This is a genomic window from Bacteroides sp. CAG:189 (genome assembly GCF_000432295.1).
In the GTDB taxonomy this organism is placed as follows: domain Bacteria; phylum Bacteroidota; class Bacteroidia; order Bacteroidales; family Bacteroidaceae; genus Bacteroides; species Bacteroides salyersiae.
In genome coordinates, this window is the sequence record NZ_HF991126.1 from 1 (window position 1) to 15771 (window position 15771).

General features: G+C 41.8%; 8 protein-coding genes and 1 pseudogene. 5 read left to right on the plus strand and 4 right to left on the minus strand.

All coding sequences use genetic code 11. The features are described 5' to 3' along the window. The 5 genes from QVP90_RS19220 to QVP90_RS19240 all read left to right on the plus strand — a co-directional run. The coding region (locus QVP90_RS19220) for a hypothetical protein (protein ID WP_288204935.1) at positions 1 to 1224 on the plus strand (1224 nt) is incomplete at its 5' end. 14 nt (positions 1225 to 1238) lie between these two features. After that, positions 1239 to 4349 carry a hypothetical protein gene (locus tag QVP90_RS19225; RefSeq protein ID WP_021937338.1) on the plus strand — a complete coding sequence of 1037 codons (3111 nt, stop codon included), beginning with the start codon at positions 1239 to 1241 and terminating at the stop codon, positions 4347 to 4349. A 15-nt stretch (positions 4350 to 4364) separates the two neighbouring features. Next, positions 4365 to 4619, plus strand: coding sequence for an RHS repeat domain-containing protein (locus QVP90_RS19230; RefSeq protein WP_264380777.1), 255 nt, complete (start codon positions 4365 to 4367; stop codon positions 4617 to 4619). Further along, the gene (locus QVP90_RS19235) at positions 4603 to 7941 is read left to right on the plus strand and encodes a DUF6443 domain-containing protein (RefSeq protein ID WP_021937339.1); all 3339 of its coding nucleotides are present in this window, start codon (positions 4603 to 4605) and stop codon (positions 7939 to 7941) included. Before QVP90_RS19230 ends, QVP90_RS19235 begins: the two co-directional genes overlap by 17 nt. A gap of 1 nt (position 7942) precedes the next feature. Beyond that, the gene (locus QVP90_RS19240; RefSeq protein WP_021937340.1) at positions 7943 to 8623 is read left to right on the plus strand and encodes a hypothetical protein; all 681 of its coding nucleotides are present in this window, start codon (positions 7943 to 7945) and stop codon (positions 8621 to 8623) included. Positions 8624 to 8880: 257 nt separating this feature from the next. Here the strand turns inward: QVP90_RS19240 and QVP90_RS19245 are convergent. The 4 genes and pseudogenes from QVP90_RS19245 to xyl3A all read right to left on the minus strand — a co-directional run bounded on the left by QVP90_RS19245 (position 8881) and on the right by xyl3A (position 15622). Continuing rightward, positions 8881 to 9360: pseudogene (locus tag QVP90_RS19245) on the minus strand (IS4 family transposase). A gap of 177 nt (positions 9361 to 9537) precedes the next feature. Continuing rightward, complete coding sequence (locus QVP90_RS19250; RefSeq protein WP_005925476.1) at positions 9538 to 9810, minus strand: DUF4372 domain-containing protein; 273 nt, start codon at positions 9808 to 9810, stop codon at positions 9538 to 9540. A 789-nt stretch (positions 9811 to 10599) separates the two neighbouring features. Continuing rightward, positions 10600 to 13065 (minus strand): glycoside hydrolase family 95 protein, encoded by a 2466-nt coding sequence (locus QVP90_RS19255; RefSeq protein WP_021937341.1) that lies wholly within the window; start codon positions 13063 to 13065, stop codon positions 10600 to 10602. Between the two features lie 4 nt (positions 13066 to 13069). Beyond that, a complete protein-coding gene (gene xyl3A, locus QVP90_RS19260; RefSeq protein WP_021937342.1) occupies positions 13070 to 15622 on the minus strand; it encodes a xylan 1,4-beta-xylosidase in 2553 nt (850 codons plus the stop codon). Positions 15623 to 15771: the final 149 nt, after the last annotated feature.

Here is a 15771-nt window from a genome sequence, read left to right on the forward strand (position 1 = left end):
AAGTTACCCGGCTTTTTATCTTTACAGATGGGTGACAGTTTTAACCTTAAATGCCATGTCATGGATTTTAAAGTGAAAAGTCAGCTATTGCCATTACTCTTTTCCGGAGGAATGGCAGCTGCGCAGGCACAAACCGTTTTACAGCAAGATACTCATATGTTTAGGGAGGGCGATGTCATTCTTAAACAGGAGGTACAGTATAAGTCTCCGGGGCGAAGCGGAAAAAATGTTGTTTGGGATTTCAGTGAGTTAACTCCGTTGGAAAATGAATATCGGGAATCTTATGACCGAATGGACAGTTTGTTTACCTGTTCTGGAATGAATGCTACTTATCAGTATCGTTTTTCCGGCGATTCATTGCTATGTGTCGGTTATTTTAATCAATTATTACAGGTGCGTCATTTGCTTCCCGAATTAATTATGCATTATCCTTTGACTTATTCGGATTCTATTTGTTCTTTTTATTACGGAGAAGGAAAATATAGTCATACATTGAATTTGGCTGTCTATGGTGAAACAGTCCGTAAAGCGGATGCGGAAGGGATACTGTTTTTGCCTGACGGTGAAGTATTGTCTGATGTCTTGCGTGTCCATGAATCTGTCCGGACAGGACAGCGCATAGCTTCTTCTCCGGCTATATTGAGTTTTGGAGAAACGTCTTCCTATTCGAAAGATTCACTTATTTATCATCTTACTCATGATAGTATTACCTGGCGGGTAGATGCTTATCGGTGGTATGCTCCCGGTTACAGATATCCGGTTTTTGAAACTGTACAGACTTTTGTTTGTGCTTCCGGTATTCCTGTCCGGCATTTTCAACGTTCTTATTATTATCCTGTGGAGGAACAGAAATATTTGTCGGAGGATCGGGTAAACATGGCCGTTCGTGAGACACTTGCCACGCAAGCAGAAAGAGACGAAGAGGAACTTTATACAAAGAAAAAAAGCTTTGGAAAAAAATCGGGAAATTACGCATATAACAGTTATTTCTCTCCAGATGGAGGACTGCTAAAGATAGATATTCTTCTTGATGGTCCAAGCAGTGTGGATTTGTTACTTTGTTCCTTATCGGGCATTTGTTTGTTTCAGAAAACCTTGTCGGAATGTGATGCCGGTATGTATCAGGAAACATTTGATTTAACCTCTTTACCATCAGCAGATTATTTATTATCTGTTATTATTAACGGTGAAGTTAACAGTGAAAAGATATTGAAGAATAGATAACCTGTAAATGTATTATGAAGACATGCATGCTTTTCCTCTTATTTGTTTTTTTATATTGGGGTAATGATATTCAAGGACAGACGCAGGAGATTGTTTTGAAAAACTATACACCTTCTCCGGAAGCGTATTCATTGATGGAGTATTCGGAAATTCCCGTATCTTTATATACCGGAGTCCCGGATATAAGTATTCCTATTTATACTATTCGTGTAGGTAATTATAGTTTGCCCATATCGTTACGTTATCATGCCTCAGGGATTAAAGTGGGGCAGGAAGCCAGTCGGATCGGTTTGGGGTGGAGTATTCATGCTGGTGGAGCTATTTCCCGCTCTGTTCGTGGTTGGGATGATCTTAAGGGGTATTGGACGCAAACGGATACGATTCCGAACGAAGATTCCGAATATATTTGGTATTCGGTATATCATGATCGGAAAGATTACGAACCGGATATTTTTCATTATAATTTTGATGGATTTTCCGGTAAGTTTTATGCGAATAAGGGAGCGGGAAGTTCAAGTATAGTACCCAAATTTCTTCTGGCAGACCCGGAGGGAAATCTTCGTATAGAGTATCAAGGAGATGAAATGGATGGGAGCTTTGTGGTGGTTACTCCTGAAAATGTGAAATACGTTTTCGGTATCCGGGAAACAAAGGAAAGTTATGGAATGGTGTATGGGGAGGCAATTGATGAGCATGTAGGATCATATCCGGGTAAGGCTTCCGCTTTTGAGCCGGATCATTTTGATTCGGAGACACGGACAATATCTTCGTGGCTGCTCACTCGTATCGAGTATCCGACCGGTGATGTCATAACCTTTGAGTATGACATATATTTCGATTCTTATTTAAGTCCTATAAATCATTCGCTGAAGGAACTCAGGATGATATCAGAGGATCTTTTTTCGAATCCGGGTATTACTTGGAATGAATTTCGAACAATGAGACCTGAATCCACGACTTCCGTTTCTATGGAGTTGACGGATTGTGAACCTGTGTTGAGAAGGATTGTGTGGAAAGACGGTTCTTTAGATTTGGTACCCTCGGACGATGTACGTCTGGATATTCGTGTCCCGCGTGGAAATACTTCTGCTAAACGCCCTAAAAGACTGGAAAAGATTCTTCTTTATGCAAAGAATAAATCGGTTCCCAACTTGTCTTACACATTTCACCATTCCTATTTTGAGGGAAGGGGATCAAGTGGAAAAGTTGGAGATAATACGGCAAAGTATCTGACTCACCGTTTAAAATTAGATTCCGTTTCAATACAAGGAACAGGAGAAACAAAACAAAAATATCGCATGGAATATGAGATGTCCGATGCATTGCCCATGAAAAATAGTTTTTGTTGTGATAAATGGGGGTATTATAACGGGTATGATAGTTCTAAAGAGGTATTTCCCTTTGTCCCTTTTGTGGCTCGCAAGGATTACTATCATTACGAAAGAGAATGGAGAACAGAGAATGGGAAACAATATTGTTATATTTATCCAATAAAATCTCAGGTTTGTATTAAGGAAGGAGAAGAACACCTTGCAGGCCCTAAGGATATGCGTGAATCAAATTCACTGTCTCGAACTTGGATGTTGACCGGATTGGTTTCTCCTTTAGAGGGAAGGACGGAGTTTCAATATGAACCTAATCAAGTGTGGTCTCAATATGAATATGAATGGCAAGTGGAAGATTCTGCCCAAGTGGTTACTCTTGTAAAAGATTATAATGAGACTGAAAAAACAGTTAGTTTTGATTTTCCTTTCGATGGGTACATAGATGTAGTTTGTACGTATGACGGTAAGGGAGAGGGATATGGTTATGAAGTGGAAAAAAATACTTGCTTGTTTGAATTGGATATGCCTTCTTTTCATCAATATGGCCTTCCGGAAGGACTTCAGAATACAGGCAGCAAGATACATGAGCAATATACATTTACAACCCGTTTGAAGTGCCTTGAGAAGATGAAAAGCGCCACTATCACAGCGAGGACGGCGGAGTGGGGGCGTCTTACTATTCAGGTGAAACGATATAAAGGCCGTTGGGTAAATCGTGAACCTTTTGTCGGAGGGGTACGTGTTGCGGAAATAAAATCTCCCTTATCTACACGTAAGTTTGTATATCGGGATCGGGCAAGAGGACTTTGTTCGGGACTTCTTCACAGGAATGCTGAATATTCTACGACCGGTATACTTGATGTCGTATCCTCTATAGGGACTAATAATATTGTTGGCCGTTATCAGTTTATTGAATATAATTCGTCGGCGGTTCGTCCTTTAGAGAATCCATACAATAGTTATTTTATGGGATACACGGAGGTGAGTGTGACGAAAGAGGATAAGAGCAAGAGTATTTGTGAGACGAGTAATTTTTATAATTTGGCGGAACCTGCTTTGGTTTACTGGAAAGACCCCAGTATTCCGATGCCGTTAAATGGAAAATTGTCTTGGCAAGGAGTCTTGGCAGATGGGAAAAGTTTATCTGCCAAATCTTATAAATATGACAAACGGATGATTTTTCGGTTGAAAGGTTTGCAGGTTGATGAGAATGGACATGGATATGGATATAATGTAGAAGGTTATCACATTCCTTTGCTGAATTGTAGTGAATCTTATTATAGTCATATTCCTGGCAAAGAGAACAGCCTTTCTTTCAACAAATATACGACTTATGAGTATAATTCTTCTAATTTTTTAGTGAACAAGTCGACGGTTACGCAAACCGGACATCCGAAGGAAGAGCATACGATTCGTTATTTTATTGATTATCCTAACTACAATGACGGTATTTTTCAGCAGAATAATCTGGTAACTGTTCCCATTGAGGAATCTTTCTATACGGATGGAGTTCTGGTCAAGCGGTTGCATCACCTGCATTATAAGGATTCTTATATAAAACCGTGGAAGGAATATGCGCATTATAATAAAGAGGGATATTCGTTTCCACCTGAGTTTACTGGAAATGTGGACCAGAACTTGGGAGTGCCGGAACTTATTTACTCTTCTTACAGTGCTAATGGGCAAGCGGTTTCGGTGCAAACCCGTCAAGGGCGCTCTGTTGTATTGATATGGGGATATCAGGGACAACACATCATAGCCCAAATTGACGGGTCTTCATTAGAGGAGGTGAAGTCTTAGGGGATTGTTCCCGACTTGATTGCTTCTCGTGAGGAGCCGACGGAGGAAGACTGGCGTTTGTTGAATCAGTTGCGGAGCCGGTTGCCTAATGCACAGGTTGTGACAACCCGGTATGAACCATTGGTAGGGATTGTTTCCCAGACTGACGCCCGTGGAGTGACTTACCGTTATACGTATGATGAATTCAACCGGCTGTGCGAAGTGATAGAGACAGGAGAACAGGAACATGTATTACGTAAAACAGAGTACAAATATGCGACGGAGTATTAATCATTCCCTTTTTCTCAGGTGCATTTTGTCTTGCATCTTCATTTCTTTTCTTTCCGATTTTTGTGGACAGTCGAATTATGTCCGTACCTATGTCCCTAAAGAGCCGGTCTCTCCGGGTATTTCCTTGAATGAAAGCAATGCGTTGGTTAGTACAGCCTATTACGATTCGGGTGGACGCTTGGTTCAAACGGTGCACCATGGCATTACGCCCTCTGGAAAAGATATGGCTGATCTTATTGTGTATGATCATGTCGGGCGTTGCCAACGGGAGTGGCAATTATTGCCTTTTGACAGTTCGGACGGTTCTTATAAACAGGCATCTGCATTCGATTCTTCTCCGTATAAAGACCATTACCATGTGGACTATGAATACGAGCCTTCTGTCTGGAATCGTGTTACAGCCGAAATAGGGCGTAATACTCCCGGGCGATCTGTTACAACGGAGTATTTATTGAATGCAGGTTCAACCGGTTTCCTTTGTGTGACTCATTATACCCTTTCTGGTTTTATGGTGACGAGAAACGGAAATTATCCTGACGGTAGTCTTACTTGCGTGAAACGTACAAACGAGGATGGTGAAAGTGATTATGTTTTTACAAATGCTCACGAAAAAGTGGTCTTGGAACGGCATGTCGGTTTGGATTATACATATGACACTTATTTCCTTTATGATCGTTTCGACCAGTTGGTTTGTGTTCTTCCTCCCGCAGTATCTGAGAATTGGGAGTCATCTGCCGGAAGTTATGTGTTGGCTTCCGGTAATCTGCTTGATCACTATGCGTACTTTTATGAATATGACTATTTTAATAATTGTATTTCTTCAAAGCTGCCCGGTGCCGGTTGGTATTATAAAGTTTACGACGGCGACCATCGTATGATTCTCAGTCAAAGCCCCAACCAGCGTTTCCGCAGCGAGTGGAGTTTCTGCAAGTACGATCTTTTGGACCGGATCATTTTGGAAGGCACTGTTCGGAATTCCAACTCACATCATGAGTTGGTGCGTAGCTATATGGATACACTGGTATGTGAATCCTATGATGGTACAGGTACTTTCGGTTATACAAACCGCTTTCCTCTCGGGGAATCTCCTCGTATCACGAAGGTTTCTTACTATGATACGGAATCTTTTCTTTTTTTACCTCTTTTCCATTCTTTGAATGTGGTTCGCCCTCAAGGCACTTATTCCTCTTGTCAATCATTACTGACCGGTTGTTATTTATCATTGAATGATGGAGAGGGTACCGGTGAACTCCAGTCTTTCAGTTACGATAAGCGTAAGCGTCTTATAGGGAGTAGTATCTACAATGCTGTCAGCCGTGCTACTACTTATACTTTTACCGAATATAATGAACTCAACGCTCCTGTCCTCATTAACCGGCGTTTTGTGAGTCCTGACGGAACCTGCCTTTCGGATATGTCTTATCATTATGATAACGGTGGTCGTGAGACGGCTTCTGCTCTTACAGTATCTCTTTCTGACGGTCGGACTAATCAAAGCCGGACTTTCCCTTCCCGTGAGCTTACCTATGACGAATTCTGCCGTCCGGTTTTCGAGCAGATCACTTCTGGCGAACGGATCTCCACGGTCTATCGTACCGACGGTAAATTGGGCGGTTTGGAAAGCGCCCGTTTTTCGCAGACATTGCATTATTCGGATGTGCCTTCTTGTTTTTGGAACGAGTATTTTAACGGGCGCATCTCTGCGGTTTCTATTCGGCAGCTGGACAATAGTTACCGCATGTTTTTGTCTTATGGAGACCGGCAATCCCTGTGCGATATGGCTATGTATACTTATGACGGTACCGGTTATTTACGTTTCAAAGAGAGTATGGGCTATGACATTATGGGAAATATTCGTACTTTGACCCGGCAAACGCCATTGGGAGATGTCAATGTGCTCTCTTTCGAATATACCGGCAATCATTTTAAGTCTTCTTATGACCATAGTTCCTCCCGTTGGCCGGATGCTTATTCTTTTCTTTATCATTCGTGGGAACCGGAGGGGGCTTTTGGTTATGATGATAATGGTAATGAGACTCGGAATCTTGCACAAAATGTGGAGTATGCACATTATAACAACCATAATTTACCGGACAGCGTCTGCTTTCCCGGAGGTAATACATTACTGCTGGATTATCTTTCGGATGGTCGTCGTGTTCGTACGAATACCAAAACTTACCGTACAGCCCTTATTGTCCCTTTGGATGATTTGCAACTTCTATCCGATCCTTCTTCCGAGACGGAGGAGGTGCGGGATGGCGATTTCCTATTTCGTGACGGCCGCCTTTCTAGACTTGAAACTCCCGGAGGATATGTTTCTTTGCGCAATGATACTACAGGTGAGAAGCGAATTCGAGGGTATTATTATATCAAGGATTATTTGGGCAGCGTTCGCTTGACTTGTGATTATGAGACAGGAGAGGTGCTTCAGAGCATGGAATATCTCCCCTCGGGAGCTATTTTCCGTAGAACAGGTTATGATATTCAGAATCGCCGGTTTTGTGGGAAAGAAGAATTGTCAATGCATGGTTTCAACATGTATGATTCCGGTGCTCGTCTGCAATATACACTCGTTCCACGATTCTCAACGATGGATCCTTTGCTGGAAAAGTATTATGATATAAGTCCATATGTTTATTGTGCGAATAATCCGGTAAGGTTTATTGATCCGACAGGCATGATATGGGAAGACCCACAAGAAGCGGAACGGCTAAAAAAGAATATAGATAATAGAATTACTTCTCTTAATAAAGACATAGTTAGAAATCAAGATAAACTTGACAAAGGAGGTTTGAGCGAAAAACAAATCGGTAAACTTGAAAGCAGAATATCAGAAGCCAATAACCGTATATCAAACTTGAATACAAGTAAGGCAGACATTGATCTATTGGGAGCAGATCAAAGCAATGTGTATGCTTTAAGCTCAATTAGTGGTGGAAAACATAAAGTGCGTCAAGGTAGCGATGGAAAGGTTTATATTGAAACTTCTTCGGATGCTCTATCCATACATGAAGTCACGCATGTTCGACAATCATTGGATGCAGGAGGGTTAAGGTTTTCCACTAATGGAGAATTGCTTAATGCAGGAGTCGGTATAAGAAGTGTATCAAATATGGAAATTGAAGCCTATAAAATGCAATACTCCTATGATAGGTCTTTCCCTGGTAGTTTAAGAGGAAGGGGATTACAAGGTATAGATGTACATTCTGTGGGTGGTATAACAAATGACGGAAAACATGTTTATCCGGTTATTTATCAATATTCTATTGACTTGAATAAATTCTTTAAACAGCAAAAAAAATTAATAGGAGGAGGGAAGTAATATGAAAGTACGAGCTTTATTGTTTCTTTGTATTTGTTTTAGCCTTTATGTGTTTGGACAAAAAGATATATCAGGAACTTATTTTAGCAAATCTGGAACAAAAATAGAAATAATAGGAAATAATTTTAATTACATTGAACCTCATATTTATACTCCTGTTTGGTATAATGATACATTGGCAAAATGTACTTTTATGTGGGTTGATGCTAATTTTATTGAATTAAACTCAACTCCACCGAATGTTTTTGGACTTAAAGGATTAAAAGTAGTTCAATTTTCGGATTCTACTATAAATGACAGTATCAAAGTTTCTTTTTTAATACCTTATCAAAGGGGGAATCTTAAAATAAATGTGCATACTAATACTTTTAAAACATTTGATTTAATTTACTCCAAGAGTAGTAGAGAGTTAATGCTACCTAATAATGTTAAATCAATAACATTTTATATTGTACCTGAGCATATAATACCTCATACTTCTGATGGTCTATTTTATGGTATAGTTGGATTTGATCCATTTCAAGAGTATCAAATAGAAAAGAACATTAACCATATTTCGATAGAAATCCCTGCAATAGATGATTCTTTTTTTGAAAAATATTATGTTAAAGGCGATTACGCTAAAATATCGAAAGACACCATTACTTGGAAAGGGGAAGTTTTTATATTCAAAAATCATTAGTGCCCCATTAAAATTGGGACAAATTAAAAATTAAATAAACTTGGCCCATTTGGTCCGAATCGTTCTTTGTCATTTTGAAATTTAGTTTTATCAAAGAGATCTCTCGGATGAGTTTTATCAGTCAATGAGATGCTCAATATTTGCAGTGTTTCGTATGTACTTCTATCCAGTTGTATATCGTGTTGAACGATTGCCACCAAGCAGTAAGTGGGTATTGCAGCATATATCTGTATTCGAACAGCGTTCTCTGTAGTATCCTAAAATATTTTGACTTCAAGGTGCTGCTTGAGCCATTTTGAAAACTGCTCTACCTGCCAGCGATTTTTATAAAGTTCGGCAACTTGAAGAGCAGATATATGCGTGGCATTGGTTATGAAAACGAATTCCCTTTTTTGTTTTTCATCCCAATATTTAATCAGTCTAAGTGGCTCTGAATAATATTATTTAGGATAGAATCCAACCAGAAGTACACTTGCGCTTGAAAGCACATTCTTGGGTAGCCTACGCTTCCATTTGATGGATTTGTATTGGAGGTTCTTTTTTGCTTTGGCAACAAAGTAGGCTTCAATCTGATGAATCTTACATAGCATCTTGAAGTTGTTATAACCGTGATCAAAGATGTAATAAGAACCTGATTCATAAGGATTGTCAATCATAGTTTTAGAATCGTGTACGGATGCTTCCGTGATATGAAAGAAGGCAGGAATCTGTGTTTCTACATCATATAATGTATGCACTTTGATATCCCCTTTCTTCTTGCGGAATTTAGCCCACTAAAAGACTGAAAGACACAAGTTAATAGTTGTCGAATCGAAAGCATAAACGTTGCCACCAAGTTTGAAAATATGATTAACACGCTTTTGTCGTGTTTCACTAACCAGGTAGTATGCGTATTCTTCAAAGTATGATAGTCTCTATCTTGATTTGCTCTTGCTAACGATGACTTTGATATGTTTTTTACCCATTCCTAAATGATAACATTTGGAATGATGAGCTTCAAGAGCAACTATCAAATCTCGCAGACTTTCACGATTAGAAAGTTGACCGAACATCAAAGTAAGTAGTTGATTCCAGCAAGTGAAGTGTTTCACATAACGATTCCCGTGATACTTGTCGACAATGCGTCGAAACTTATCTTCGTTCAAGAATGAGATAAATTGGGAAAACACATATTTCTCTTTATTCATTGCAGTTTTTATTGGGATGCAAAGGTATAAATTGAAATCATCGCGCTTTGAAAACCTCTGTAACTAACTAAATTTCAAATATTTCAAAGAACAATTTTAGATTTTAATGGGATAGCAATGAAAGGAAATATCAAAAAATGTAACGGTAAAGAATTATCGAAATGCGGCAGTAAAACAGGGCTCTACCATCTATTTTGATTTGAATTCCAAATCAACAAGATCAGGCCTCAGACCTCCTGTTATTGGGCTTGCTCATGAATTGGGGCATGCGGATGATTTCTCTCTGTATCCACAAATCGGGCTGATACATGAGGGGATTGGGCAAATAGTGGAATGTTATTCAAGTAAAGCCAAAATATAGAAAAGAAAAATAGGCGATAGTTCATATTTCAAGGCTTTATAAGGTAAAAGAATCTTTGTCTTAGCTACTTGTAAAGTTGGTGCTTTTTATTGGAAATGAGGGGGGAAATAAAGAGAAATATAGATTGTTTTAATTGAGAACTGTCATTTGATACGATTATAATCGAAAAAATAGTATAGTTGCAGGAAATGTTGGATTATGGATAATAAATGAAGTTCATCCGGATAACATACTATATATAATAAGGGATTCTTGGAGTTTGATTTTATCGAGAATTATAAAGAACTGAAAAAGTTATATCTTATGGATGTTTTGTAGTTTGGAAGTATCTCTGATTTAAAATAAAAGGAGTTAGAAAACGAGTCTTTGATGGCAGACTAATGGTTTTCTAACTCCTTTCTTTTGGGGATTTTAAATTATTTATTCATTCATTTTTCTTTCGTTATCAGATAACTTTCTCCAGCTACCGTTTTTATATCATATAGATAAGTTTTGGGCTGCACGGTCGTATTGATTGGAGCATCGGCGGCAATCAGAGGACGACGTATCGGTTGACTTTTCAATAGTGAATTGTCACATTCGGAACGCTTTACCGGTTTTAATGCAATTCCGTTAAGTGATAACGGGGTGGCAGTGCAAATACGTAGAGTTCCTCCTATGGATGAGGTGATACGGGCTGTTTGGAGTTGGTTGTCTTTCCAATTCAGTTCTTCTACTGTAAATCCGCCACGGCAGCGAAGCCCTTTTACGCTTCCTTTCTTCCACACATCGGGTAGTGCGGGTAGCAAATGTACACTACCGGCATGACTCTGTACCAGCATCTCGGAGATTCCTGCCGTACAGCCAAAGTTACCGTCTATCTGGAAAGGAGGATGGGCATCGAACAAGTTGGGATAAGTTCCTCCGTTCTGTCCTTTTTCGTCGGTAGTAGGGTGGAGTTGTTCGGTAATTAGCTTATAAGCATGGTTTCCATCGAGAAGCCGTGCCCAAAAACAGACTTTCCATCCCATAGACCAACCGGTGGAATGGTCTCCGCGACCTTCGAGTGTGCGTTTGGCTGCTTCAAAAAGGATGGGGGTGTTTTGGGTGATCTGGCGTCCCGGATACAATCCCCATAAATGAGATGTGTGGCGATGACGGTCTTTCGGATTATCCCAGTCTTCCATCCACTCTTGTAGCTGTCCCCAGCGTCCCACTTGCATAGGAGCTAAGTTTTGAACGACTGTTTGCAGACTATCCATGAAAGTGGATGATTCGCCCATCAAGGATGCGGCTTCCAATGTGTTATGAAAAAGGTCGCTTACCATTTGGTTATCCATAGTAGCACCTGCCACGACGACAAAATCGCGTTTCCCGTTTACCGACGGACGGTTTTCGGGAGAGTAGGAGGGCGATACTACCAACCAGTTGTTTTGTGGCTCACGTATCAGGAAGTCCAGATAGAATTCGCAGGCACTACGCATCAGTGGATATACTTCGGCAAGGTAATCGCGATTGCCGGAGAACAGGTAACGATCCCATAAATGCTGGCAGAACCAGGCATTACAAGTAGGCCAAATACCATATCCCGGACCGTCTACAGAACCGGTGGAACGCCAGATGTCCGTATTGTGATGAAGTGTCCATCCCCGGCAGCCATACATAGCGGCACTTTGCCGGCCTTGTTCGGCTACCTCCTTTACCAGTTGCAGAAAAGGTTCGTGCATTTCTGTCAGGTTGGTCGGTTCGGCAGGCCAATAGTTCATTTCCACGTTGATATCGGTGGTGTATTTTCCATCCCAAGGGGCACGTAGCTGATAGTTCCAAATACCTTGAAGATTGGCGGCTTGTCCACCGGGTTGGGAACTGCATATTAGCAGATACCGTCCGAATTGGAAATACAGAGCGGCCAGTTGCGGATCAAAAGCCGAAGCGAATTCATGCACCCGTACATCGGTCGGTTTGGCAGCTTGTGCATTGCTGCCCAGATCGAGAGAGACACGATTGAACCACTTACCGTAAGTAGCGCAATGGGCTTCTTTGGCTTTCAGATAATTCTTTCCGGCATTTTTCAGATAAGTTTGAGCGGTTTTCCGGGCGTCGCCTGATATATCTTTATAGTTTATGAAGTTGGTACCTATCGATACATAGATGGTTACACTATTGGCATTACGGACCCGGAGTAATGTGTCCGAAACGGATTCCATGTGTCCGCCGTTCCGTTCGATACGTGTCAGTGCGGTGAACTGCACTTTACCTTCGATGCCTTCGTGGTCATTGGCTTTTCCATCCATTTGAAGCTCTTTCCGGGAGGAGATGCTTTTAGTGATATTCTCTTGGTAAGGCGTACTGTAACGAACTGTGAAAGAGAGTTTCCCTTTTTCCGAGGCCGTCAACCGGATGATCAGTAACTGATCGGGGAAAGAGGTAAATGCTTCCCGGGTATAGGTCACTCCTCCGGCGGTGAAGCGGGTGGTGGTGACAGCTTTTTCAATATCCAACTCACGATAATAATTGGAATAACTGCTGATTCCTTCGAAGTCGAGATGGAGGGAACCTACCGTTTGATACGGCATACCGTTGGCTGTCTGCGAGCAGATATTGGGACCGCAAAGTGCTTGTGCCTCTTTGTTTCGGCCTTCGAAGATCAATTGCCGAATTTGTGGTAAGGCTTCTTTGGCTTTCGGGTTGGTATTGTTGTATGGCGAACCTCCCCATATGGTTTCTTCGTTTAATTGAAATTCTTCATGTATCGGATCACCGTAAACCATAGCTCCTAAACGTCCGTTTCCTAATGGAAGGGATTCCACCCATTGGGTTGCAGGCCGGTCATACCATAGTTTCATTCCAGTTTCCTGGGCTTGTGCACTGTTAGCTGATAAGACAGTGAAACAGGCAATAATCAGTTTTTTCATGTTTTTATTGTATTTGTATTTTTATCGATTGTAAATCCTCGGTTCTGGAACTGCCACCATATAGTACTTCGTATTCTCCCTTCATGGAATGCATGGTATGGGTGCTGTTATCAAACCATTCGAAGGCTGTGTAGGGCAGTTCTATCTTTACATTCAGGCTCTTATCTTTGGCAATTTCCACTCTTTTGAAAGCACGCAACGTTTTTGTCGGTCCTTCTGGGTCATCTTCCCGGCGGAGATATACCTGTACTACTTCTTCACCGTCTCTGCTGCCGGTGTTGCTGACAGGAATGGTAAGCGTCATTTTTTCTCCTGTTGAAATACGCTTTTTATCCGCGCGGGCTTTACCGTAAGTAAAGGTGGTGTAACTGAGTCCGTAACCGAATGGGAAAAGAGGTGCTTCTTTCATATAGCGATAGGTGCGGCCCTGCATGGAGTAATCTTCAAAATCCGGAAGTTGCTCCATATTCTTATAGAAAGTGACGGGAAGCCGTCCCGCAGGATTATAATCTCCGAAAAGTACGTCGGCAACGGCTGTTCCTCCTTCCTGTCCGGGATACCAGGCTTGCAGAATGGCATCACAGTTTTCCGTTTCGGGAGTCAATGCCATGGCCGAACCGGAGAAGTTGACGAATATGACTTTCTTTCCGGCTTTCTTCAGTGCTGCCAATACATTGCGCTGAACGGCGGGAAGTTCGATATCGGTCCGGTCGCCTCCTTTGAATCCGGCGGCGGAAACTTTCATCTCTTCTCCTTCGAGCAATGGAGAGATTCCTCCTGCAAAGATTACGATTTCCGTATCTTTCAACTTTTCAAGTGTTGCATTCATATTCAGAGGAATATCTTCCACCAAGTCGAAATTGAAATAAGCGCCATCCTTTATTTGTTTGAACTCAATGACGATTTCATAGCTTTTTCCGGCTTGGGCCTGTAAAGTATATAAATTTTCCGGGTTTTTGATATTACCGGTCTTGATTACTTCTTCTCCGTTGATATTTACCCGGATATCACCGTTTGTCTGGAAACGGAAAATGGCATTACCCGACTTTTTCGGACGAAATACAGTCTGATAACGGCCGGTAAATCCGGTTAATTCTATCCCTGGGGCAAATGCAGTGGCACCTAAGGTCGTGAAACGAAAAGGAGTAGAAAGCTGAACGGTTGCATCCACTTCTCCTTTAAAGTCCGGATTGTTCCAATAAGTAGCGGTAAAACCTGGTTTTGCATGGTAACTGCACTGGTTGAACAGGCTATTGAAAGTAATATCATCAGTCAGTCCACACACAGGTTCGTAGATGAGCTGCGCAGCCGGTAGTTTGGATCGGAGGGCAGATAGAAGTGTACTTGTATGTGACGGAGTTCCGTTGTAATTTCCCCATTGCATTACAGAATCGTTTGCATTCGGGCCTATTACGGCTACTTTGGCATGTTTGTCGAGTGGCAGTATATTTTCTTTGTTTTGCAGGAGCGTCAGGGTTTCGTGTGCTATTTGCAGAGCCAGGTGACGGTGTTCCGGGCAGTCTACAATACTGTATGGAAGAGCCCATGGATGGGATTCTTCCATTTCTCCCAGTTCAAAACGTGCTTTTAGCAATCGTTTTACGGAAATGTCTATCTGTTCTTCACTGATGATTCCGGCTTTGACGGCATCTGTCAATTTCCGGTAATTGCTGCCGCATTCCAGGTCTGTTCCACTTAAGACGGCATCAGCCGATGCGTGGGCGGCATCCGGATGGGTATTGTGCTTTTGGGCTCCCCAAAAGTCGGAGATGGCGCCACAATCAGAAACCACAATTCCGTTGAATCCCCATTCGTCCCGTAGAATTTGTGTCAACAGGCGGTTACTTCCACAACAGGGATCACCTTCAAAACGATTATAGGCACACATCACCTCCTTCACATCCGCTTCTTGTACTAAGGTTTTGAATGCCGGTAGATAGGTTTCCCATAAATCTCTCGGAGCAATGTTCTCGGCATTGAAGCTGTGACGGTTCCATTCCGGACCGGAATGGACGGCAAAATGTTTGGCGCAAGCATGTAATTTATCGTAACGTGCGCTGTCCGGTCCTTGCAATCCTTTGACTACTGCCACTCCCATGCGGCTGGTCAGATAAGGATCTTCACCATATGTCTCCTGTCCGCGTCCCCATCGTGGATCACGGAAAATGTTGACATTGGGGGTCCACATGGTCAGTCCCTGATAACGCTTGTATTGTCCTTGATCATTGAATGTACGGTTTTTTGCTCTGGCTTCGTCAGATACGGCGGTAAATACTTTCTGAACAAGAGAATCGTTGAAGGAGGCGGCCATACCGATCGTTTGAGGGAAGACCGTGGCCAGTCCGGCACGTGCTACTCCGTGCAGAGCCTCGTTCCACCATTCATAAGGCCGGATACCCAATCGGGGGATACCCGGTGAATTGTTTTGCATGAGCGATATCTTTTCTTCCACAGTCAGACGTTGCAGAAGATCAGTTGCTCTTTGTTCCGGGGTCAGATCCGGATTTTGATAGGGTAATTGGGCCGAAAGGGTAGTTCCCAGTCCGACACCTAACATTAATACGGTTACCTTTTTACATAAAATATGCACAAACGTGTGTTTCATGATTGATTCTTTAATTATGTACGTTATGAATTCAGTTTGCAATAGTACGTACTTTTTGCCGGATATCGGGGGAATATCCGGTAGAAAAAGGGGAAATGCGT

Coding starts and splice junctions, on each gene's coding strand:
- QVP90_RS19250 (WP_005925476.1), bottom strand. CDS start 9,810: ATGAATAAAGAGAAATATGTGTTTTCCCAATTTATCTCATTCTTGAAC.
- xyl3A (WP_021937342.1), bottom strand. CDS start 15,622: ATGTTAGGTGTCGGACTGGGAACTACCCTTTCGGCCCAATTACCCTAT.
- QVP90_RS19225 (WP_021937338.1), top strand. CDS start 1,239: ATGAAGACATGCATGCTTTTCCTCTTATTTGTTTTTTTATATTGGGGT.
- QVP90_RS19255 (WP_021937341.1), bottom strand. CDS start 13,065: ATGAAAAAACTGATTATTGCCTGTTTCACTGTCTTATCAGCTAACAGT.
- QVP90_RS19240 (WP_021937340.1), top strand. CDS start 7,943: ATGAAAGTACGAGCTTTATTGTTTCTTTGTATTTGTTTTAGCCTTTAT.
- QVP90_RS19235 (WP_021937339.1), top strand. CDS start 4,603: ATGCGACGGAGTATTAATCATTCCCTTTTTCTCAGGTGCATTTTGTCT.